At 39.7% G+C, this 21853-nt stretch carries 20 protein-coding genes and 1 riboswitch; of the genes, 8 read left to right on the top strand and 12 right to left on the bottom strand.

Features of this window, described 5'->3' with window-relative positions; genetic code table 11:
* Positions 1–170 precede the first annotated feature (170 nt).
* Entirely contained in the window at positions 171–1217 is a 1047-nt protein-coding gene (gene pbpG / locus KPC_RS04885) for a D-alanyl-D-alanine endopeptidase PBP7/8 (protein ID WP_146196624.1), read from the top strand.
* Between the two features lie 122 nt (positions 1218–1339).
* On the opposite strand, the gene thrC is transcribed toward pbpG, so the two are convergent.
* The 4 genes from thrC to xerD form a co-directional block, all read right to left on the bottom strand.
* Positions 1340–2485 (bottom strand): threonine synthase, encoded by a 1146-nt coding sequence (gene thrC / locus KPC_RS04880; protein ID WP_121973291.1) that lies wholly within the window; start codon positions 2483–2485, stop codon positions 1340–1342.
* 157 nt (positions 2486–2642) lie between these two features.
* Entirely contained in the window at positions 2643–3947 is a 1305-nt protein-coding gene (locus KPC_RS04875; RefSeq protein WP_121973290.1) for a homoserine dehydrogenase, read from the bottom strand.
* A gap of 130 nt (positions 3948–4077) precedes the next feature.
* Positions 4078–4890 carry a DsbC family protein gene (locus KPC_RS04870; RefSeq protein ID WP_121973289.1) on the bottom strand — a complete coding sequence of 271 codons (813 nt, stop codon included), beginning with the start codon at positions 4888–4890 and terminating at the stop codon, positions 4078–4080.
* A gap of 143 nt (positions 4891–5033) precedes the next feature.
* Positions 5034–5951 carry a site-specific tyrosine recombinase XerD gene (gene xerD / locus KPC_RS04865; protein ID WP_121973288.1) on the bottom strand — a complete coding sequence of 306 codons (918 nt, stop codon included), beginning with the start codon at positions 5949–5951 and terminating at the stop codon, positions 5034–5036.
* Between the two features lie 170 nt (positions 5952–6121).
* On the opposite strand from xerD, the gene KPC_RS04860 reads away from it, so the two are divergent.
* From KPC_RS04860 to ftsW, 5 genes are all read left to right on the top strand, one after another.
* Positions 6122–6397 carry a FeoA family protein gene (locus KPC_RS04860; RefSeq protein WP_121973287.1) on the top strand — a complete coding sequence of 92 codons (276 nt, stop codon included), beginning with the start codon at positions 6122–6124 and terminating at the stop codon, positions 6395–6397.
* Positions 6394–8256, top strand: coding sequence for a ferrous iron transporter B (feoB, locus tag KPC_RS04855; RefSeq protein ID WP_121973286.1), 1863 nt, complete (start codon positions 6394–6396; stop codon positions 8254–8256). The genes KPC_RS04860 and feoB overlap by 4 nt, the downstream gene beginning before the upstream one ends.
* Before the next feature lie 15 nt (positions 8257–8271).
* The gene (locus tag KPC_RS04850) at positions 8272–8529 is read left to right on the top strand and encodes a DUF6587 family protein (RefSeq protein WP_121973285.1); all 258 of its coding nucleotides are present in this window, start codon (positions 8272–8274) and stop codon (positions 8527–8529) included.
* Positions 8530–8737: 208 nt separating this feature from the next.
* Positions 8738–10084, top strand: coding sequence for a UDP-N-acetylmuramoyl-L-alanine--D-glutamate ligase (gene murD, locus KPC_RS04845; protein WP_121973284.1), 1347 nt, complete (start codon positions 8738–8740; stop codon positions 10082–10084).
* 21 nt (positions 10085–10105) lie between these two features.
* Positions 10106–11302 (top strand): putative lipid II flippase FtsW, encoded by a 1197-nt coding sequence (gene ftsW / locus KPC_RS04840; protein WP_121973283.1) that lies wholly within the window; start codon positions 10106–10108, stop codon positions 11300–11302.
* A gap of 50 nt (positions 11303–11352) precedes the next feature.
* On the opposite strand, the gene KPC_RS04835 is transcribed toward ftsW, so the two are convergent.
* From KPC_RS04835 to KPC_RS04800, 8 genes are all read right to left on the bottom strand, one after another.
* A complete protein-coding gene (locus tag KPC_RS04835; RefSeq protein WP_121973282.1) occupies positions 11353–11580 on the bottom strand; it encodes a zinc ribbon domain-containing protein in 228 nt (75 codons plus the stop codon).
* Positions 11581–11621: 41 nt separating this feature from the next.
* The gene (gene gluQRS, locus KPC_RS04830) at positions 11622–12563 is read right to left on the bottom strand and encodes a tRNA glutamyl-Q(34) synthetase GluQRS (RefSeq protein ID WP_121973281.1); all 942 of its coding nucleotides are present in this window, start codon (positions 12561–12563) and stop codon (positions 11622–11624) included.
* Between the two features lie 2 nt (positions 12564–12565).
* Positions 12566–13096 carry an RNA polymerase-binding protein DksA gene (gene dksA, locus KPC_RS04825; RefSeq protein WP_121973280.1) on the bottom strand — a complete coding sequence of 177 codons (531 nt, stop codon included), beginning with the start codon at positions 13094–13096 and terminating at the stop codon, positions 12566–12568.
* Between the two features lie 211 nt (positions 13097–13307).
* Positions 13308–14114: a 3',5'-cyclic-AMP phosphodiesterase gene (gene cpdA / locus KPC_RS04820; RefSeq protein WP_228212168.1), complete on the bottom strand. Its 807-nt coding sequence runs from the start codon at positions 14112–14114 to the stop codon at positions 13308–13310.
* On the bottom strand, positions 14101–14745 hold the full coding sequence (locus KPC_RS04815; RefSeq protein ID WP_121973296.1) for an NUDIX domain-containing protein: 645 nt from the start codon (positions 14743–14745) through the stop codon (positions 14101–14103). The genes cpdA and KPC_RS04815 overlap by 14 nt, the downstream gene beginning before the upstream one ends.
* 76 nt (positions 14746–14821) lie before the next feature.
* Positions 14822–16717, bottom strand: a complete 1896-nt coding sequence (gene thiC, locus KPC_RS04810) for a phosphomethylpyrimidine synthase ThiC (protein ID WP_121973278.1) — start codon at positions 16715–16717, stop codon at positions 14822–14824.
* Positions 16718–16805: 88 nt separating this feature from the next.
* A riboswitch (TPP riboswitch) is annotated at positions 16806–16933 on the bottom strand.
* 66 nt (positions 16934–16999) lie between these two features.
* Positions 17000–18025, bottom strand: coding sequence for a hypothetical protein (locus KPC_RS04805; RefSeq protein ID WP_121973277.1), 1026 nt, complete (start codon positions 18023–18025; stop codon positions 17000–17002).
* Between the two features lie 63 nt (positions 18026–18088).
* Positions 18089–19120 (bottom strand): hypothetical protein, encoded by a 1032-nt coding sequence (locus tag KPC_RS04800; RefSeq protein ID WP_121973276.1) that lies wholly within the window; start codon positions 19118–19120, stop codon positions 18089–18091.
* Positions 19121–19453: 333 nt separating this feature from the next.
* Between KPC_RS04800 and abuO the strand changes: the two genes are divergently transcribed.
* On the top strand, positions 19454–20803 hold the full coding sequence (abuO, locus tag KPC_RS04795; RefSeq protein WP_121973275.1) for a multidrug efflux outer membrane protein AbuO: 1350 nt from the start codon (positions 19454–19456) through the stop codon (positions 20801–20803).
* Between the two features lie 95 nt (positions 20804–20898).
* A complete protein-coding gene (phoU, locus tag KPC_RS04790; protein ID WP_121973274.1) occupies positions 20899–21621 on the top strand; it encodes a phosphate signaling complex protein PhoU in 723 nt (240 codons plus the stop codon).
* The last annotated feature ends 232 nt before the right edge of the window (positions 21622–21853 follow it).

The raw sequence follows: 21853 nt of genomic DNA, 5'->3' as shown, positions 1-21853 counted from the left end.
AATTAGCTTGCAATGTCATTACAATATTAGCAATTCTATCCTTATTATTAACCGAATAGTTATGCACAATTACGTGAGCTAATATTGTTCACATGTAGTGTGTAAATGTAAGTCATATTTGAGGTAAGAAGCAATATCGCATTTTTCCTCCGTGAGATGAGTAAATTACCGTGAAAAAATCTAAAAAAACGTTAATGCATGTGCTGAGCGTGTCAGTGCTACTCAGTTTGAGTTCTACAAGCTTTGCTGATCTTGTGATGAATTCCTCGGGGAATGCAGGACAAGCTTCGATGAATTGGTCTGCAGCCGATGCAAGCCAGTTTATGAATAGTGAAGATGATGAAGACTATTCTCCTCAAGGTTCGGCTACAGTGACGACAACCATTCGTCAATCGAATGGGGTGTCAGTAAATTCTTCACCACAAAAATCAGTTCAAATTGTTGATACCAGAAATTATTCTAACCAACCTTCAGTGAATGCTCGTGCAGCCTTGGTGATGGATGCCCAAACCGGTGAAGTTTTATATAGCAAAAATAGTAATACTGCGTTACCAATTGCGTCTATTACAAAATTAATGACTGCAGTTGTGACAGCAGATGCACGTTTGAATATGTCTGAAGAAATTACACTTCAACAAATTGATTTTGCAGGGGCCGGTGGAAAGAATTCAAGTTCTACCCTGAAAGTTGGCGATACCATGAATCGTGCTGAGATGCTTCTGGTTGCACTGATGAAGTCAGAAAACCCTGCAGCGGCTGCTTTAGCCCGTACTTATCCAGGTGGGCGTCCTGCATTTGTAGCAGCAATGAATGCGAAAGCGCGTCAATTGGGGATGACATCTACTCATTATTATGAGTCGACAGGTCTAGACCCTCGTAACGTTGCATCAGCTCGTGATCTAGGCATTTTGGTAAGTACTGCTTACCAATATGGTTTGATTCGTCAATTCTCCACTACACCGCATTATGATTTCAATCTGGGCTATCGCGTGTTGAAATCAAATAATACCAATGCATTGGTTCGTAATGGTGGATGGAATATCAATATTTCAAAAACAGGTTATATCAACGAAGCAGGGCGCTGTGTTGTGATGCATGCAGTTGTAAATAACCGCCCAGCAGCTGTTGTCTTGTTAGGTGCAAGCTCAACTCAGGCACGTAATAATGATGCGACTGAGTTGTTCTCCTGGTTAAGCCATCAACCAAAACGTATCTAGGTATACATTATAAAAAAGCCTCTAAGCAGGCTTTTTTATGTTTGCCATTTAGAACCGTACTTGAAATTACCATCCAAAAAACAAAACCCTGCATATGCAGGGTTTTATAGTTCTAATATGGATTATTGATCCATATTAGAAAGAATAGAAGTTTTTACATCATTCATTGTTGCATCAATGGTTAACATCACCGCATCAGCACATTGTTTAATGGCTGTATCTGGATCTTTAAGACCATTACCAGTCACGGTACAAACGATAACCGAACCTTCCTTGATTTTACCTGACTTGATATCACGCACGGCACCACCAATAGATGCTGCTGAAGCAGGCTCTACAAAAACACCTTCATACATAGAAAGTAAGCGCTGTGCTTCTAGGATTTCAGCATCAGTCAATTCATCAAACCAGCCTTCTGATTCACGTACGACAGCTTTAGCATGGTTATAGCTTTGCGGGTTACCGATACGAATAGCAGTTGCAACAGTTTCAGGGTTCTCAACAGGACCACCACGTAAGAAAGGAGCAGCACCAGAAGCTTGGTATCCGACCATTGTTGGACGACCAGCAGGTTTAGGACCAGTGAAAGCATCAGTTTCAGCATTGTATATCACCTGTTCAAACTGATCAGCTGGCTGATTTGCTACTGCTTCTGTATAACCCATCCAGTGTGCAGTGATGTTCCCCGCATTACCTACAGGTAAGCAGTGATAATCAGGTGCACGACCCAATGCTTCTACGATTTCGTAAGCAATGGTTTTCTGACCTTGTAAGCGATACGGGTTGATTGAATTTACGATAGTTACAGGTGCTTGATCAGCAACTTCTTTAACAAGGCGCATACCATCATCAAAGTTACCACGAATCTGCATGGTGATTGCACCATACATCATTGCTTGAGCCATTTTACCCATAGCAATTTTGCCTTCAGGAATCAAAACAAACGCCTTGATGCCTGCACGAGCCGCATAAGCAGCAGCGGCAGCAGACGTGTTACCTGTTGATGCACAGATAATTGCTTTGGAACCCTCTTCAACAGCTTTGGTTACCGCCATGGTCATACCACGGTCTTTAAATGAACCAGTCGGGTTTAGACCTTCGTACTTCACGTAAATTTCAACATCTTTGCCAATAATACGTGGAATATTCTCAAGTTTGATGAGCGGAGTATTCCCTTCATTTAAAGAGATAGCACGTGTTGTTTTAGATACTGGTAAGCGGTCACGGTAACGGTCAACTAGGCCTGTATAACGATTGGCATTCGACATGATGGTGTTCCAAGTGTATGTAGAGCAAATAGAGGCATTCTTTTTATCTCCCTACCCCATGATTGATGGTCAGGGGAAGCCTTACGAATTCAGTATCTTACCAGAATCGTAACAATCCCTCTGGTCACAGAGGGATTTAGGGGGATTTGAAACCCGATTAGTTATCAAGCAATTCTAAACGAATTCTTACGATTTCGCCATGAATCACGGGTAAAGCTTGAATTTGAGATAAAGCTTCGTTCATTTTCGATTCGACGACAGGATCAGTTAAAATCACGATCGGAATCAAATCTTTTAAACGAGGTTGTTGCATAATGGCATCAATACTGATACCAGCACGACTTAAAATTGTGGTGACATCAGCTAGTACGCCTGTTTGATCTTCTGCATTGATGCGTATGTAATAACCGGTTGTCATTTCCTCACTATTTAAAATAGGAAGGTCTGATAACGCTTCAAATGCAAGTTGTGGAATGGTACCTGAGCCATCTTCTGTATAGATGATGTCACGAACGATATCGACCACATCGGCAACGACAGCAGAAGCAGTAGGGCCAGCACCAGCACCAGCACCGTAATACAGGGTAGGACCAACAGCATTTGCCTGTACGAGTACGGCATTTTTTACACCATTTACATTGGCAATCAGCTCTTCAGCTGGAATCAATGTCGGGTGTACACGTAATTCAATACCTTTGGCAGAACGGCGGGCAATACCTAAATGTTTAATGTTATAACCAAGTTCAGCTGCATATTTCACATCTTGGGCAGTGACTTTGGTAATACCTTCAGTATAAACCTTATCAAATTGCAGAGGGATGCCAAAAGCACAGGACGCTAAAATTGTAAGTTTATGTGCAGCATCGATGCCTTCAACATCAAAAGTCGGATCGGCTTCAGCATAGCCAAGTTCCTGAGCTTCTTTTAGTACATCAGCAAATGCACGACCTTTTTCACTCATTTCAGTTAAAATGAAATTGCCTGTACCATTGATGATGCCTGCGAGCCATTCAATTTTATTGGCAGCCAGACCTTCACGGATCACTTTGATAATAGGTATGCCACCTGCAACCGCTGCTTCATAGGCGATTTGAACATGATGATCATCAGCTGCTTTAAACAGTTCATTACCATGCTCAGCCAGTAATGCCTTGTTTGCCGTAACCACTTGCTTGCCGTGTTTAATGGCTTCCATGATGACTTCATATGCTGGATGAATTCCACCCATGACTTCAACCACAACATCGACATCCGGTTGACGTACGATATCGAGTAGATCAGCACTTTGTTTCACACTTGCAGGTAAATTTAAATCTGGACGTGGACGACGGGTGCCCACATGGGTAATTTCAATTTCACGACCGGTGCGACGTCTAATTTCAGCAGCGTTTTCTTGTAATAGTTTAAGGGCTCCACCACCTACGGTTCCAAGACCGAGTATTGCCAGACGAACTGGTTTCACGTCACACTCCAAAATATGTAATTAATAAAAATTTATCGACAATAGATCATAGCTAAAAAATGCGTCAGACTCTAGAGCCTAACGCATCTTTATATTTATCTATAAAAAATAGTAATTTAACTGATAATTATTATTTATTTAATCGTTGTTCCAGCTCATCAGCAGTTAAATATCCACCAAGATATTGACCTTCCTGATTATAGATGGCGGGTGTTCCATTTACCCCCATATTGAGTCCCATCTGATATTGATCCTTGACAGGATTTTGACAAGTTGCTGGTGGCAGCTGAGCACCAGAAATAGCCTGGTCAAAAGCTTTTTGTCGGTCAGTACTGCACCATATACTTTCCATAGCTGGCATAAATTGTGGACCACGTGGCCAGGCGATATAGCGGACTTCAATACCTTTGGCATTAATTTCACCCATATGCTCATGTAATTTATGACAATACGGGCAACTGGCATCAGTAAAGACATAAATAATATGCTTGGTCTGTCCTTTAGCTGGGTAGACCAATAAGTCTTCTTTTTTCAAAGCAGCCAGATGCTTTTTATTTTCTACTGCTTGTAACTTATCACCGATACTGTGTGGCTCTTTATCCCCTATGCGGATAACATCTCCCTGAATAATATACTTACCATCACTGGTTGCATAAACAGAAGACATGCCCTCAATACTTATCCAATAAATATTCGGAACTTCAGTTGCTTTAACATCTAGGATTTTTGCATTGATGTTGGATGTCTTAAGATTATTTTGTAGCGTTTCTATCAGTTTTTTTTGTGCATTTCGCTCAGTCAAATTTGATGCCTGACCTGTTGCAGGAGCTGTCGCTGTTAAAGTGTCATCTTTGTCTGTTTGAGGAGATTTTGAACAGGCACTAAATGCCAGTGTTGTTGCGACCAAACAAGTCGTCATTAACTTTGAACGGGTAAATTGCATAAACAACCCTTATTTTTGAGTATTTTTTAAGATGCCTAAGCATAGCAAAAAAACTTTCTAAAACGTTAATGCTTGATTAACATATTGTAAAAGTCGGTAAAATGATAAGTTCTACTTCGGGATTTCCTGTTTTTATCAAAAGATTATGCTCTTGGGTGAAATTTACGATGTAATTCCTGCATACGTATTTGGGCGACATGGGTATAAATTTGTGTTGTGGAAAGATCACTATGTCCCAGTAACATTTGTACTACCCGTAAATCAGCGCCATGATTGAGTAAATGGGTTGCAAAAGCATGTCTTAAAGTATGTGGTGAAAGTTCTGACTGGATATTTGCCTGTAATGCGTATCTTTTTATGGCATACCAAAAGTTTTGGCGGCTCATGATGCCACCATGCTGTGTTAAAAATAAATAATCCGTGGATGTTTTATAAAGTTGTGGGCGGGATTCATTTAAATACTTTTCTACCCAATCCCGAGCAAATTCACCTAATGGTACCAGACGTTCTTTGTTGCCTTTTCCGACGATCCTTAGATACCCTTGTTTAAGGTTAATCAATTCTAATCTTAAATTTAAAAGCTCTGTTACACGTAGACCACAGGCATATAAAACTTCAAGCATGGCACGATCACGAAGCCCTAAAGCAGTACTGATATCTGGAGCCTGAATCAAGGCTTCGACATCCTGTTCTGATAAATCTTTTGGTAAAGCCCGACCAAGTTTTGGGGTTTTATGTGTTGCAACAGGATTATCCAAACGAATTTTTTGTTCTCTTAGAAATTTAAAAAACGAACGCATTGCGGATAATGTTCTGGCAATAGAACGTGGACTTTTTCCTTGTTTCGTCAGCTCAATAAGGACATCGGAAATATCGTCTCCTGACCAGTTTGGCATAGCTATTTGACTGCATTCACTGCACTGTATCAGATCGGATAAATATGCATTACGTGTATGTGGGCTGACTGTTTGAGAAATGAGATAATCACGAAAACCTTGTAAAAAACTCATATGCTCAGGAATTTGCACTGGAGCTGGAGTTCGTGGCTTTTTATTCAGCATATTTTGAAAATATCCATAAAATTTATTTCTCTTTTGAAAATTTAGACTAAAATCATTGCAAAGTCGAATGCTTAAAAGGAATGAGAATTATAATCAAACATTAGTTGGTAATTATTCTCATTTTGTATGTATAATGAATTTAATTTTTGGTCTTTTTAGGATCTCCTACTGTGCTTTTGTCAGAACTAAAAGTTAAACAGACCGCAACAATTACCAAGGTCAATCGCAGGGTTGATGGTACAGCCGGTCAGCCAGATCTCGTTGCAAGTCGTTTAGAAACATTGGGTTTTGTTCCAGGTACTCAGGTAAAAGTCATTACTAAAGGTATTTTTGGGGGAGATCCTATCCTGATTCAAATTGGATTTACCAGATTCGCACTTCGCAAAGCTGAAGCCGATAAAATTGAAATTATTAAAAATCAAGTATCTCAAGGAGTTCCTGCATGAGTGAGGCGCTTCGAATTGCCTTGGTAGGAAACCCTAACTGTGGTAAGACCTCATTATTTAACCATCTCACTGGGACACGTCAGAAAGTAGCAAACTATGCGGGTGTAACAGTTGAACGTAAGGTAGGTAATTTTGTTTTACCTTCAGGCACTCAGGTTAGGGTCTTAGACCTACCAGGCACCTATAGTTTAAATGCAACCAGCCCAGATGAAGCCATTACTCGTGATGTCGTGCAGGGCAAGATTAAGGATGAGGGTAATCAAGATGCTTTTTTGTGTGTCGTTGATGCGACCAATTTAAAATTGCATCTGGGCTTGGTACTGGAAGTCATTGAGCTTGGTCGTCCTGTTTTGCTTGTATTGAATATGATGGATGAAGCACGTCGCCGAGGCATGCAAATCAACACGCAAAAGTTGGCACAGCGTTTAGGCGTCCCTGTTGTTGAAACGGTTGCGGTTAAAAATACAGGTATTGAAAACCTGATGGCTGCTTTGGAGCAAGGCAAATTTCATGCACCAAGCGCAGAATTGAGCGATGTTCATTTAACTGGTTCAAATCATGAAAAGATTTCTGAAATCTTAAAAGATGTGGTTCAGTTTGTAGACCATGAAGATAAACGGACAGATTTTTTAGATAGAATCTTTTTGCATCCTGTCTGGGGCTTGATCAGCCTTGCTGTATTGATGTTTGTGATATTTCAGGCGGTTTTTGCTTGGGCAGCACCATTCATGGATGGAATTGAAACCTTCTTTGGATGGTTAGGTGAGAGACTCGGGGAATATATTACCCAGCCTTTACTGCATAGTCTGGTCGTAGATGGGATTATTGCAGGTGCTGGTGGTGTGGTGGTGTTCTTGCCACAGATTTTAATCCTGTTTTTCTTTATTCTGGTATTGGAAGAATCAGGCTACCTGCCACGGGCTGCATTTCTACTTGATAAATTGATGTACAAAGCTGGTTTAAGTGGTCGTGCTTTTATTCCGCTACTTTCCAGTTTTGCCTGTGCAATTCCAGGCATTATGGCAACACGTAGTATTAATGATCCACGTGATCGTCTTACGACGATTTTTGTTGCGCCATTAATGACGTGTTCCGCACGTTTACCTGTGTACGCACTTCTCATCTCTGCCTTTATTCCATCTAAAATGATCTGGGGTTTTTTAAACCTGCAAGGTTTGGTTTTATTTGGTTTATATATGGCAGGTATTGTGAGTGCGCTTTGCGTATCTATGGTGATGAAATTCTTCCAGAAGGATAAATCACAGCATGCCTTGCTGATGGAGCTGCCAAGTTACCGTCTTCCTGACTTGAAAAGTGTCTGGATTGGTTTGCTGGATCGAGGCAAAATCTTCTTGAAACGTGTCGGTGGAATCATCTTTGCACTTTCAATTTTGCTCTGGTTTTTGTCAACATTTCCACAGCCTCCAGAAAATGCAACCTTACCTGCGATTGACTACAGCTTTGCGGGGCAATTAGGGCACTTGATGCAACCGATTTTTGCACCACTGGGTTTTAGCTGGCAGATTTGTATTGCCTTGATTCCAGCAATGGCAGCTCGTGAAGTCGTTGTTGCAGCACTTGGAACCGTATATGCGCTCTCAGCCGTTGATGATGAAGCTGTTGCACAGGGTTTGTCTCATTTGATTAGTGCACCTGGTACAGGCTGGTCTGTCGCAACTGGATTATCTTTATTGGTGTGGTTCATTTATGCACCACATTGTTTAGCAACATTGGCGACTGTACGCCGTGAAACAGGTTCATGGAAAACAGTTGCAATCATGACAGGTTATTTATTTGGTTTGGCTTATTTGATGGCTTTCTTGACCTATCAAATTGCCTCACGTTATTTTGGTTTATAACCGAAGGAGTTTGAGATGATTGAGTTATTGATCGTTGCGGCTTTAGTGATTTGGAGTGCCATAATCGCCTTTAACAAGATTTTTCCTAAAACGGCTTATGCAGTCTATTTTAAACTTGCACAGATTGCTGAACAGCAAGGTTGGTCTACACTTGCAAAATGGTTAAGACCTAAAATGGCGACTGGATGTGGTGGTAGCTGTGGATGTGGTAACAGTGAGTCAGAATCTGTTGCAGTCAAAAAAACAGAAGTTCAAGCTGTGAAGTGGAAATAAAACTCTACCTTAAAAATAAAAAGCCAATTCCAAGTGAATTGGCTTTTTATTTTTAAGTATTTGATGTGACCGGTTATTTATCTGTTTATGACAGTTTTTTTACGCACTGACACAAAAAATTGATAAGAAAATGCAAACATAAAAAGCATTCAAAAGAACAAAGTGCTAACATTTTGCAAGTTTCAAAATTACATGCTGGTAGGGCAAAATGTTAATACAACGTGGTGGCTTAAAAGTCGTAGCTGGACTTGGAATTTCAGGTGTTTCAGCAGTTAATTTTTTACATGATCATGGCTACCGTGTTGCAGTAACAGACTCTCGAGCAGTCCCACCAGGGCATGATCAGATCCCTGCAGCTGTTCAAACCAGTTTTGGTCAATTAGATCAGGATTTATTACTACAAGCAGAAGAAATCATTATCAGTCCAGGGCTAGACACTAAACTTCCAGAAATTCAGGCTGCGATTGCCAAAGGTATCCCTGTTGTTAGTGAAATCCAGATCTTAAGACGTGTTACGGATAAACCTATTGTCGGTATAACGGGTTCAAATGCAAAAAGTACCGTGACAACACTTTTGGGTTTAATGGCAAAAGATGCGGGTTTAAAAGCAGCTGTTGGAGGGAATCTTGGTCGTCCTGCACTGGATTTAACCAAAGATGATCCTGAAATTTATATTTTGGAGCTTTCCAGTTTTCAGCTTGAAACAACATCCAGTCTCAATGCAGAAGTCGCTGTTGTTTTAAATATGAGTGAAGATCACCTTGACCGTCACGGCGATATGGTTGGTTACCATGCGGCAAAGCATCGTATTTTTCAGGGTGTCAAAAAAGTTGTATTTAACCGTGACGATTCATTGACAAGACCACTCGTTCCAGATGTAACATCAATGCAAAGTTTCGGTTTAAATGCGCCTGATATCAATCAATATGGTATTTTAAAGGAAGATAATGGCTCGATCTGGCTTGCCCGTGGGCGTGAAAAACTCTTAAAGAGTTCTGAGATGTATATTCAGGGGACACATAATATTGCTAATGCTCTTGCCTGTCTGGCGATGGGTGAAGCAATCGGTTTACCATTAGAAAGTATGCTGCAAACCTTAAAAACGTTTAAAGGGCTGGAACACCGCTGTGAATTTGTAAAAGAGGTAAATGGTGTTCGTTATTATAATGACTCTAAAGGTACAAATATTGGCGCAACACTTGCTGCAATTGATGGTTTAGGTGCTGCAATTGAAGCACAACAGGGCAAAGTAGCGATTATCCTGGGAGGTCAGGGTAAAGGGCAGGATTTCACTGCACTACGTAATTCGCTTGAAAAATATGCCAAAGTTGTTGTGTTGATTGGTGAGGATCGTCCGATTATTGAAAATGCGATTCAAGGAACAACAACACTTTTACATGCTGAATCATTAAAAGAAGCTGTAGAATTATGTCAACAATCTACACATGCAAATGATGTGGTATTGCTTTCCCCTGCATGCGCAAGTTTTGATATGTTTTCAGGTTATCCTGAACGTGGGCATAAATTTGTTGAATATGTTAATGCGCTCAACTAAAAGAATGACAAGGAATAAAGTATGGCTGGGTTAGCTCAGACAACCATAGGTAAGGTAAATGATGCATATAATAAATATGCACCAAAATTGCCAGCCGAGATTACTGCACGAAATACCCTGATATTTTGTGTCGTATGCTTATTGATTATCGGGTCAATCATGGTGGCTTCGGCATCTATGCCTTATGCAGAACATATGCACCAAAACCCGTTTCATTATTTGATACGTCATGGACTTTCTATTGTTATTGCGGCGCTTGCTGCCGCTTTTACGTATAGGGTTCCACTAGAAAAATGGTTTAACAATACTTTTCCGCTCTGGATTTTGACCATGTTCTTGCTGGTGATTGCATTGGCTGTTGGTACTGAGGTCAATGGTTCAACCCGATGGATCAAGATAGGTGGATTTACATTGCAGCCTACTGAGGTTGCTAAAGTGATGATGGCTATTTTTACAGCAGATTATGTTGTCAGACGTGCCAAAGAAGTCAGAAACAGTTGGTCGGGATTGGTACGACTAGGTGTAGTCATGCTTTTCACTGTAGGCTTGATTATCGCAGAGCCTGACCTGGGAGCAACTGTCGTTATTGGATTGATGATGCTTGGCGTTTTCTTCCTTGCTGGTGCACCTCCGATTCAGTTCCTGTTTTTCTTTGGCGCATCTATAAGTGCAATTGGTCTATTGATCTTGTTTGAGCCGTACCGTTTAAAACGGGCGCTTTCATTTACTGATCCATGGGCAGATCCATTAGGTACAGGTTATCAGCTTTCCAATGCGTTGATGGCATTTGGTCGAGGAGAATGGTTCGGTACTGGGTTAGGACACAGTGTACAAAAGTTATCTTATTTACCAGAGGCACATACTGACTTTATGCTAGCAGTATTGGGCGAAGAGTTTGGTTTCTTTGGAATCGCGACTGTTTTAACTTTATCTTTTTTAATGCTGGCATGTTGCGTCAAAATTGGGCATAGGGCATTAAAAAACCAATACCTGCGTGTAGGCTATTTGGCATATGGGATTAGTATTATTTTCCTGATGCAGATCTTGGTAAATGCAGGCATGAACATGGGCTTGATGCCAACCAAAGGTTTGACTTTGCCATTTATCAGTTATGGTGGTACTTCACTGATGATGTGTGCTGTGATGATTAGCCTGGTTCTCAAAATTGATGCAACAACACAGGAAGTAAACCCAAGTAAAGAAGAATCCAGCTTCTAAGCAAAAGAAATTCTGGTTGAAATAAAGGGGCTATAATAGCCCCTTTATTTTTAGGTATTATGTTCAAGAACCATAGGTGGCATTTCGGTACCACAATGTAAACATTTTACCAGGCTTTGCTTCGGTTTCCCTACAGGGAAAACAGGAATAAAAAATAAGGAAAAATATGATCTTTGTTCTTTGATTTCATATGCAGATCTTGTTTTACAGACAGGGCAGAGAAATTGTCCTGATTGAGTATTTATAGTTTTAGGTGAAATTCCGAAGATAAAGAACATCGTATTTCTCTCAGCGGCTTTATAAGGATTTGAACATGAAATTATAAGTAAATTCCATCAAGTTTGGTGCTATGTGGAATTTTGCTTATATCCCATTGACTCACTGCCTGAGCCAACATTACAGAAGGACGGTCAATCTCTACAGGGTCTTGTCCTAGCGCGTGTATGGCATGCTGTAGAAGTTGTGGAGCCTGTTTTAAATCAAGTGGGTGAGCGAGATTCTGTTTGGAGAGTTTCTGACCTTGATTATTCATTGCCAGAGGCAGATGCATATAAGTCAACTTAGGATAATCCATTAAGTTGCCTAGCCAGATCTGACGTTCAGTATTATCTAGTAAGTCTGCACCACGAACGACATGTGTAATGCCCTGTAGATAATCATCAACGACAACTGCCAGTTGATAATTGATGATTCCATCACGCCGTTTAAGAACAAAATCCCCCAAGTCTTTTTTAAGGTTAGAGCAATGCTTACCTTGTAAACGATCCTCGAAACAGATTCCCTGATCGGTGACTTTTACACGTATAGCCTGATCTTGAAAAGGTAATTGTAAATCTCGACAAGTACCTGCATAGATGGCATTTGAACCGAGTATCTTGCGAGTACACTGGCAGGCATAAACAAGGTTTTTATTTTTTAATTTCTGGATGACATTTTCATAAATGTCCAATCGATCCTTTTGGAAAATAATCGGAGCATCAGATTCAAATTCAAACGCATCCAGACAGGCAAGAATATGGTCTTCACTATCGGGGTAGATGCGAGGGATGTCAGTATCCTCGATTCGGACAAGCCAAGTACCAGCATGTGCCTTGGCATCACAATAACTGGCAACAGCAGTAATCAGTGAGCCAAAATGTAATGGGCCAGTTGGCGATGGCGCAAACCGACCTGAGTATGAGCAGCGGCGTTGTATAACATCATCATCTTGCCGCTGCGCAAAAGCAGAGTCATCCTCTGCCAGGGAATTTAGAACAGTCACAATTAACCGTTGTTTTGCTTCTCTTTGATTTCTGCTAAAGTTTTACAATCAATACAAAGAGTTGCGGTAGGGCGTGCCTCCAGGCGTCGTAGACCGATTTCAATACCACAGGTTTCGCAGAAACCGTAGTCATCGTTTTTAATCGCTTCGATAGATTGCTCAATTTTACGAATAAGTTTACGTTCACGGTCACGAGTACGTAGCTCAATCGCAAATTCTTCCTCTTGCGTTGCGCGGTCATTTACGTCTGGTAATGAAGAAGATTCGTCTTGCATGGTGTTTAAAGTACGATCAACTTCAGACATCAACTCAGCTTTCCATGCCAATAGAATTTGACGGAAATGCTCGAGTTGCCCCTCAGACATATATTCTTCATTTTTTTTAGGCTGATAAGGCTCAATACCAAAAAGACTTGCAGTAGAACCGCCTTCTGAAGCCTTCGGCTTAGCCTTACGCACGCGTTTTGCAGACTTGTCATCTACAACAAGATCTGTATTTTCGTCCAAGACTTGATTTTGGTTGTCATTCGCCATATAGGGCATTCCTCATCATATACGTACTATCTATACGCAAAAAATATGGTGGTATGCAAGTGTTTTTATATACTTGATAAGTTATTACACTTATCAGGGGTCGTCATCATATAGAGTTTTTAAAAAATATGAAAGCCACCAATTTCGATTTTCAGGTCTACCTGCATTTCCCTGGTCAGTTAACTTAATCGAAAAAAAGCTAAATGAAAAGCTAATAACCTGATATTTCTTTATTTATTTTCTGAAAAAACCCCTTCAGCCGCTTAACTTTTGTTTCAAATTGACCATCAGATTTTAAATGTAAATAACGGTAACCAGGTGCAACCTCATCGAATGCAAAATTCTCGCTTTGCGGTTTAAATTGTGCAAATGTTGATGGTGTTGAAAGAAAATCTATATGATTCCATTGATTTAGAGATTCCTGATGGACATGCCCAAACAAGACAGCTTTGATATGCTGATATTTTTCCAGAATATGGGTGAGATCGTGGGTGTTTTTTAAAATATGTTGATCTATCCATTTAGATCTCATGGCAAAGGGATGATGATGGCATGCAAGAATGACATGTTTGTCCCGGTTGTCATTTAGCCATTGATCCAGATATTCTAATTGTTCCGATTGAATCCAGCCATGAACTTTGCCTTGTACTGCGCTATTGAGCATGACGATTTGCCATTGGTCAAGGTCTACAACTGTAGGCTTTGGGTCGGGTGTATGGAAAGGAAAATAACGGATATCATCGTGATTACCAGGAATATGGAAGAAAGGTATATTCAACTTGGTCATATAATCCAGATAACGTTGATAGGTTTCTGGTCTGGCAACTTGAGCTAGATCACCTGTGTGAATGATCGCATCAATATGTGTATGTTGTTCTAAAATATCTGCTATGACTGCATGAAAACTACGTTCAGGATTGATCTGGACAAATTCGGCATCAGGATCAGCCAATAAATGCGTATCTGTAATTTGAATAATAATTTTGCTGGAAGGATCCGAATCTTTAGTTGTGATCATGCCTTTTCCCCGAGACATTTTCTAGCCCATTGATATGTTGGCTTAACCATTGCAAAGCCATAATGACAGGAGCATTACGTAAACGGTTACTTTGTAACAAAGCGTTGAGTTTTGAATATTCAATAATATGTAATTGAATATTTTCCCCTTCCTCCTCAATGCCATGGATGCCTCCAACAGCAGGTAAATCAGCTTTTGCCACGTAAAGATGAAAAATTTCATTACAGGCACCTGCGGATGGATAGAAAGTAAAAAGATGTTCTAGATGTTTAATCTGACAACCAGACTCTTCGATACTTTCACGTCGAATACAATCTTCAGGTGACTCATTACCATCTAAAACACCTGCAATAATTTCAAGCTGCCATGGCGATTCGAGATCATCTACAGCACCTACACGGAATTGTTCAATTAAGGCAAAACGTTTTTGTTGGTCATCATAAATCAGGACGCCAGCGGCTTCTTTACGACGAATCAATTCACGAGTAATCGGTGATGTATAGTTTTCCTGATTAAATAATCGATGTATAAAGCGTACTTTTTCTACTTGCACAAAGCCTTTGTAAAGAAATTCACGTGATTGGATTTCAACATCAGAATGACTATAAGTGGCTTTGGAAATAATGCTCATAATCTCAATTAGAATGAAGTTATTTTGTTTCCATCCTAACTGAGAAATGGCTGAATACAAACTTTTTTTTAGCGTTTTATACTTTGTGGTATAACTTTTGCCCATGTTCATGGTAAGCAGATTTCATCGCCTTGAGACCTTGGTCTATTTCAGACTCTGAATCATCTTGAAGTTTGCTATTTTGTTGATTTTGAGCATAATCACGCACATTCTGAGTGATCTTCATCGAACAGAACTTTGGACCACACATAGAACAGAAATGGGCTGATTTGTGTGCTTCTTTTGGCATGGTTTCATCATGCATGCTACGAGCTGTATCAGGATCAAGACTTAGATTAAATTGGTCTTCCCAGCGGAACTCAAAGCGTGCTTTAGAAAGAGCATTGTCACGTGCCTGTGCACCAGGGTGGCCTTTTGCAAGATCGGCTGCATGGGCTGCAATCTTATAGGTAATAATGCCATCTTTGACATCTTTTTTATTTGGTAGTCCCAAATGCTCTTTAGGTGTTACATAACATAGCATCGCTGTACCATACCAGCCAATCATGGCTGCACCAATAGCAGAGGTAATATGGTCATAACCAGGAGCAATATCAGTTGTCAGGGGACCTAAAGTGTAAAAAGGTGCTTCTTTACAGACTTCAAGCTGTAAGTCCATATTTTCCTTGATCATGTGCATAGGAACATGACCAGGACCCTCGATCATAACCTGCACATCATGTTCCCACGCACGGTGTGTCAATTCACCGAGTGTGCGTAATTCACTAAATTGTGCTTCATCATTGGCATCCTGAATACACCCGGGACGTAAACCATCACCTAAGCTAAATGACACATCATAAGCTTTCATGATTTCACAGATTTCATCAAAATGAGTGTATAAAAAGTTTTCTTCATGATGAGCAAGACACCACTGTGCCATGATTGAACCACCACGTGACACGATACCTGTCAAGCGATTTGCAGTTAACGGCACATAACGCAAAAGTACACCTGCGTGAATGGTAAAATAGTCTACGCCTTGTTCGGCCTGTTCGATGAGTGTGTCTTTGAAGATTTCCCACGTTAGGTCTTCTGCAACCCCATTTACTTTTTCCAGAGCCTGATAAATAGGAACAGTACCAATCGGGACGGGAGAGTTACGGATAATCCATTCACGGGTTTCATGGATATTTTTACCTGTTGATAGATCCATGATCGTATCTGCACCCCAACGGGTTGCCCAAGTCATTTTTGCGACCTCTTCATCAATAGATGAGCCGAGTGCAGAGTTTCCGATATTGGCATTGATCTTAACCAGAAAATTACGTCCGATAATCATCGGTTCAATTTCCGGATGGTTGATATTGGCAGGAATAATGGCACGACCTTCGGCAACCTCCTGACGGACAAACTCCGGGGTAATTTCCACTAAATTACGTGCACCGAAGTTTTGACCTGTATGTTGGCGCATATCTACGCCTTCACGTTGAAGCTGGTTTTCACGGATCGCGATATACTCCATTTCCGGGGTAATAATGCCTTGCTTGGCATAATGCATTTGTGTAACGTTCTTGCCTTTTTTAGCACGTCTCGGTTTTGAAATATGTGCAAACCGAATATCAGCTGTGCGGATATCTTTTAAACGTTCTTGACCAAATGCCGAGCTGAGAGTATCTAAAATTTCAGTATCATTTCTTTCTTCTATCCAGTGTTCACGAACATTGGGTAGACCTTTATTCAAGTCAATCTGAACAGCTGGGTCTGTATAGACACCAGAAGTGTCATAGACCATCACAGGAGGATTTTGTTCTCCGCCTAATCCAGTAGGGGTATCAGTGAGTTCGATTTCACGCATTGGTACACGAATGTCTGTACGTGAACCTTGAATGTAAACTTTTTTAGAAGCGGGTAAAATACGTGTGAGATCTTTTGCATCTTGTTCATGTTGAGCAGAAAGATCATCTTGAGAAAGATTCGTTAATTGGTTCATAGCATGATCCTTATGAATGACATCAACGAATCAAGCACGACCAAAAACGTGGCAGTTATATCTATCAGCAGATAAATTTAGGGCATAAGTTTTTAAGCGGCTTGATTCCTACGCAGGTCTTAACCTGATCAGGTTCAACGGTACTTGTGCTTAAATTTTTTAAATAAAAACTTACACAATCTCAGCGAGGATTCACTCGCGCTCCGTCAAGCGGTGATTGATATTAACACAATCCTTTTAAAGAATTATTGCTTTGTTTGCTCAATCTTTGAGATATTTTAATTATCTCAGATCCAGGATTTTGCTTAAATCTTCTGCATAGTGATCCTGAAAACGTTCATATTTTTCTTGAATTTCTATCATTCTTGCATTGTATTGTTCCTGACTCTTTGCTGCATTTGCATAATTATCTGTTTGAAATTGCTGTACGTATTGCAACAGCTTTTGGGCTTTTAACCCTGATGCTGAAGGTGTTTTAGCCAGTTTCTCAATCGCGCTGAGTGCGTCAGGATCAATTTGTACATAGTTATCATCGAATTCAAATACAGGCGTGTTTTCTAACCCTAAAAATAAATATTTTTGATAGGCCTGAATATTCAGGTGAGCTTGATCCGAGAAATGGGCTTTAGGGTAGCGTTGAATATAGTTTTCCCAGAATGTAATCCAGTCACCCAGCTGTGTAAAGGAAACGGATAATCCTGCATCTTTGTCGATTGATCCGCTGATACTGGTCGATTCTTTGAGTTCTTGCTGTAGATAGATCTGATCTTCTTTAGGTAGTGATGTAGCAAAAATCTCAAAATAATAACGGGGATCCTGAGTAAGCGTAAACTCTCCCTCTCCCAAATTGTATTGATAAAAATATAGTGCTTTTTGATGTTTTGCCAGATATTGCTCGTGAGGATCAAGTTGGGTAAAAAGAGTGTTTAAATCATCCTTTGACAAACTGTAGCCTTCAGAAGATGTTTCTGTGATGTAACTTTGCATTTGAGATGACATCAGCTTGATCTGGTTGAGATAAATGTTCTGGGCTTTTTCCATCCATTGATAGCGTTGTGCCAGAGGTAGATTTTTTAGACATGTTTTCAGCCGTTGATTGAAAGCCATTAATGCTTCAGGCGCGAAATGTTGCTTAAAATATTTATTGGCATTGGATAAATCTCTACAATTCTGAAATGGCTTTTCTAAGATCAATTTATCCTGTATTACTGCATTTTCATTTGGATACGACGATTCTGGTTTTTGGCAGGCAGTCAGCTGTAAAACAAGATATAAAATTAAAAAGAGGTAGGCTAGTTTTTTCATCATGTTTTTCTGTAAATTTCACTTAAACCTAGAGGGTTTATTATCTAGGTTTAAATGTAATAAAAATTATGGTTGCTCTGTTGGTGAGTCTTCATTTGCTTTAACTTCAACGATCTGTGGTGGAGTAATCGCAAGTTTTGTTGTTATATCCTGGATGTACTGTTGTTCAAGTTTTGAATCACTTGCATCATCATTTTTTGTATGTATTTGAATCCATGCTTTTTGGTTAGATAAAATGTATGCCACATAATTTTTGGCAGTTTGACCCGCTGGGGTATTATTTTTTGCCAGATTTTTAATTGCATTATATGCTTGAGGATTAATGTAGTTTTTATGATGAGGGTCGAAGACAGATGTGTTTTTCAGACCAAAATATAAATAAGATTGATATTGTTTGAGCTTTTCTTTAGCTACAGCATCAAAATGACTGTTTGGATTTTGCTGAATATAGCTTTCCCAGAATAAAATCCAGTTGGCAAGTGTACTAAAATCAACAGCTAAGCTTTCGTCCCGATTAAGAGCACCATTACTGTTTTTTTGTTCAGCTAAGATTTGCTGAAAATAGGCTTGATCCGCTTTTTCTAGGTAAGGAGAAAAGAGATCAAGTTCATACTGAGCACTACGTACCAGGTCTTGCTCATCCGCACCTAAATTATATTCATGAAGATAAAGTTGCTTTAAATGATCAACTAAAAATTTTTCTTCATCATTAAAATTATCATAGTTATTTTTCATTTCTTCAGTAGAAACGGGATGATTAGGGTTATTTTGATCAGCAATATACTGGACAGCTTCGTCAGAGGTATTGTCAATCAGGTTTTTATAAACTTCATGAGATGCTTCTAGCCATGCATAGCGCTGTTGCTTATCGAGTTTAGGTAAGCAGGTTTTAACCAAATCATTAAACTCAATGACAGCTTCAGGATTCCAGTCTTCAATATACTGTTGAAGACCTTTGTCAATTTCTTTACAAATCATCAGTGATGGGCTATTAGGAGTGCTTTGTTCGGCATCGGTTTCGGATGTGTTTTGCTTTTGGCATCCACCTAGAAGGAACAGGCAAAAGAATATACTCATCACTTTATAGTTGTTTTTCATCCAATCGTCTCTTGTCTAGCTGAATGCAGGATAGGCAGGTATTTTAACTGAATTAAAATGCTGAATGTTGAATTTAAGAATAGGATATTGATTTCAATTGATATTGAATGACTGATCTACTGATCATAAATACAATGGGAAAAATGAATATTAACATTGTAGTTTATTGATAAATATTGAAAAGTGGTTTTAATGCGTATGAACTGTTTGTTATGAGACCTATAACAGGGTTTAATTAAAAGTTGTATTGAAAGTCGTTTTTGAACTTCATACAGTAGGATTCAATTTTAAATGTTATGTCTATGCATACTTTTCGGGGATCTTGGGAAAGAAATGAATCGAAAAATTTTGGTCAGTACGATATTTTTTTTCATGAGCCCATCGACTCATGCACTTGATTTGGTTGAGGCCTATCAGCGAGCAAAACTTACGGATCCTAATTGGCAAGCCAATTTATACCAATATCAGGCAGATCAGTTAAACATGGGAATTGCTCAGGGGGCGTTACTGCCAACTATAACTGTATCGGGCAATATTACTCGTAAACATCAGGATATGGATCAGATTTCATTTCCAGGTATCAATGGAGTCAGTTTTGGTTCTAGCGATTTAGTGGCATCGACTTCAACAACGAGACAGGCTTCAATTACTGCAAGGCAACCCCTATTTCGGATGGATGCATGGGAAGGTTATAAACAAGTCAAGACTTCAGTGCAACTGAGTGAAGTAACATTACGCTTACAACAACAGCAACATATTCTGAGTGTTGCGGAAGCCTATTTTAATGTGCTTAGGCAACAGGCATTAACTGCAACACATTTACAAGAAGAAAAAGCACTTTTAGAGCAGTTGAATATGATGAGTGCCAAGTTACGTGAAGGCCTAGTCGCGAAAAGTGATGTCAGTGAAGCCAATGCCCAATATCAAAATGCACATGCAAATAGAGTGGCTACTGGTGTGCAACTGATTTTGGCACAAGAACAATTATCACAGTTGATAGGTAACTATCAGGAAAAACTTGCAGTATTAAGAGATGACTTTCAATATCAAAAGCCTGTTCCAGGTGCTCTGGATGACTGGAAAAACTTAGCACTCAAGCAAAATCTGGAAATTTTACAGGCAAAAATACAACGGCAATATGCTGATGATCAGCGTAAAGTGGAAAAAGCTGCGCTTTATCCACAAATTGATGCAGTTGGTTCCTATGGTTATAGCAAGCAAAGTCCAGAAACCATGATTACAGGTAACGGACAATTTGATCAGATTGGCGTAGAGGTGAACTGGAATGTTTTTGAGGGTGGGCGGACTAAAAAGTCTATTCAAAAAGCAGCAGTCAATGTAAAAAAAGCAGATGTTCAGGTAGATGCTGCGATACGTAAAGCCAGTACAGATGTAAAAAAATCATTTTTACAAGTTGAAACAGATCAAGCAACTTTACAAGCCCGTAAAGCTGCCATGCAGTCTTCTGAAGTTGTTTCCAGTGCATCAAAAGCCCAATATAATGAGGGGCTTAAAAGTATGGTTGATGTGCTCTTGGCACAACGAAATGCATTTTCAGCCAAACAGGACTACGTCAATGCACAATATGACTATCTACTAAACGTGTTAAAATTAAAAGCATCTGTGGGGCAGCTGAGTGAAAAAGATTTAGAGGAAATGAATGCTTGGCTGATTATGAAATAGTTTCTAAAAGCTTTTTGTCATAAAAGTTTCATAATTGAGCGTTTAAATATCAACATATCTATAGTCTCAATTCTCTATGCGTGGAGCGCCTTACCTTGAGTACCAAGAATCCTGTATTTAGCCATCACATTTCTTCGCAGTTTAATGAGGATTTGCAAGGCGTAAACACTAAATTTATGACTATGGGTGGTTTGGTAGAGCAACAGGTTGCCAATGCAATTCATGCGCTCTTAGACACTAATGCCAACATGGCAATAGATGTGCAATTTCAGGACAATGTTGTAAATCAATATGAACGTGAAATTGATGAAAGCCTGACGCTTATTTTGGCTCGTCGTCACCCTGCAGCGATTGATTTACGTATGGTGATTGCCATGAGTAAAGCCAATACAGATTTAGAGCGTATTGGTGATGAAGCAGCAAAAATAGCTCGTATTGCACAAAATTTATGTGAAGAGGGTGAATCACCTCGCGGTTATATGGAAACCCGTCATATCGGGAATCAAGTCCGGGTGATGATTCATGATGCACTAGATGCTTTTGCCCGCCTAGATGCAGAACAAGCACTAAAGGTTTTATTGGCTGATGCAGATATAGACCGTGAATATCAATCCGCAACACGTACTTTAATGACATATATGATTGAAGATCCCCGTCATATATCTCGTGTTCTAAATGTGATGTGGGTGTTACGTTCATTAGAGCGCATTGGCGATCATGCCCGCAATATTTCTGAACAAGTCATCTATATGGTAAAAGGCTTGGATGTACGTCACACCAATATTGAAGAAATTGAAGAAAAAGTTCAGCGTGGTTAATCATTTTGATATAGAAAATGCTCCTGTAATAAGGAGCTTTTTTATTCCATTTTGTTAAGAAATATTTAATAATAGAAATAGAAGATAAAAAAATTCCTAGATTTTGGGGGAAATCTAGGAAGAAAATGGTGCCATGATGAAATGGCTTTAAAGCAATATTTTGTCTTTATGTTGCTAGTATAGGAAAAATAATTGAAACAATCATGATGAAATAGTATAGAGTTATGTAATC

Source organism: Acinetobacter stercoris, from assembly GCF_900323515.1.
Classification (GTDB): domain Bacteria; phylum Pseudomonadota; class Gammaproteobacteria; order Pseudomonadales; family Moraxellaceae; genus Acinetobacter; species Acinetobacter stercoris.
This window is presented reverse-complemented; position numbering and strand designations above follow the sequence as displayed.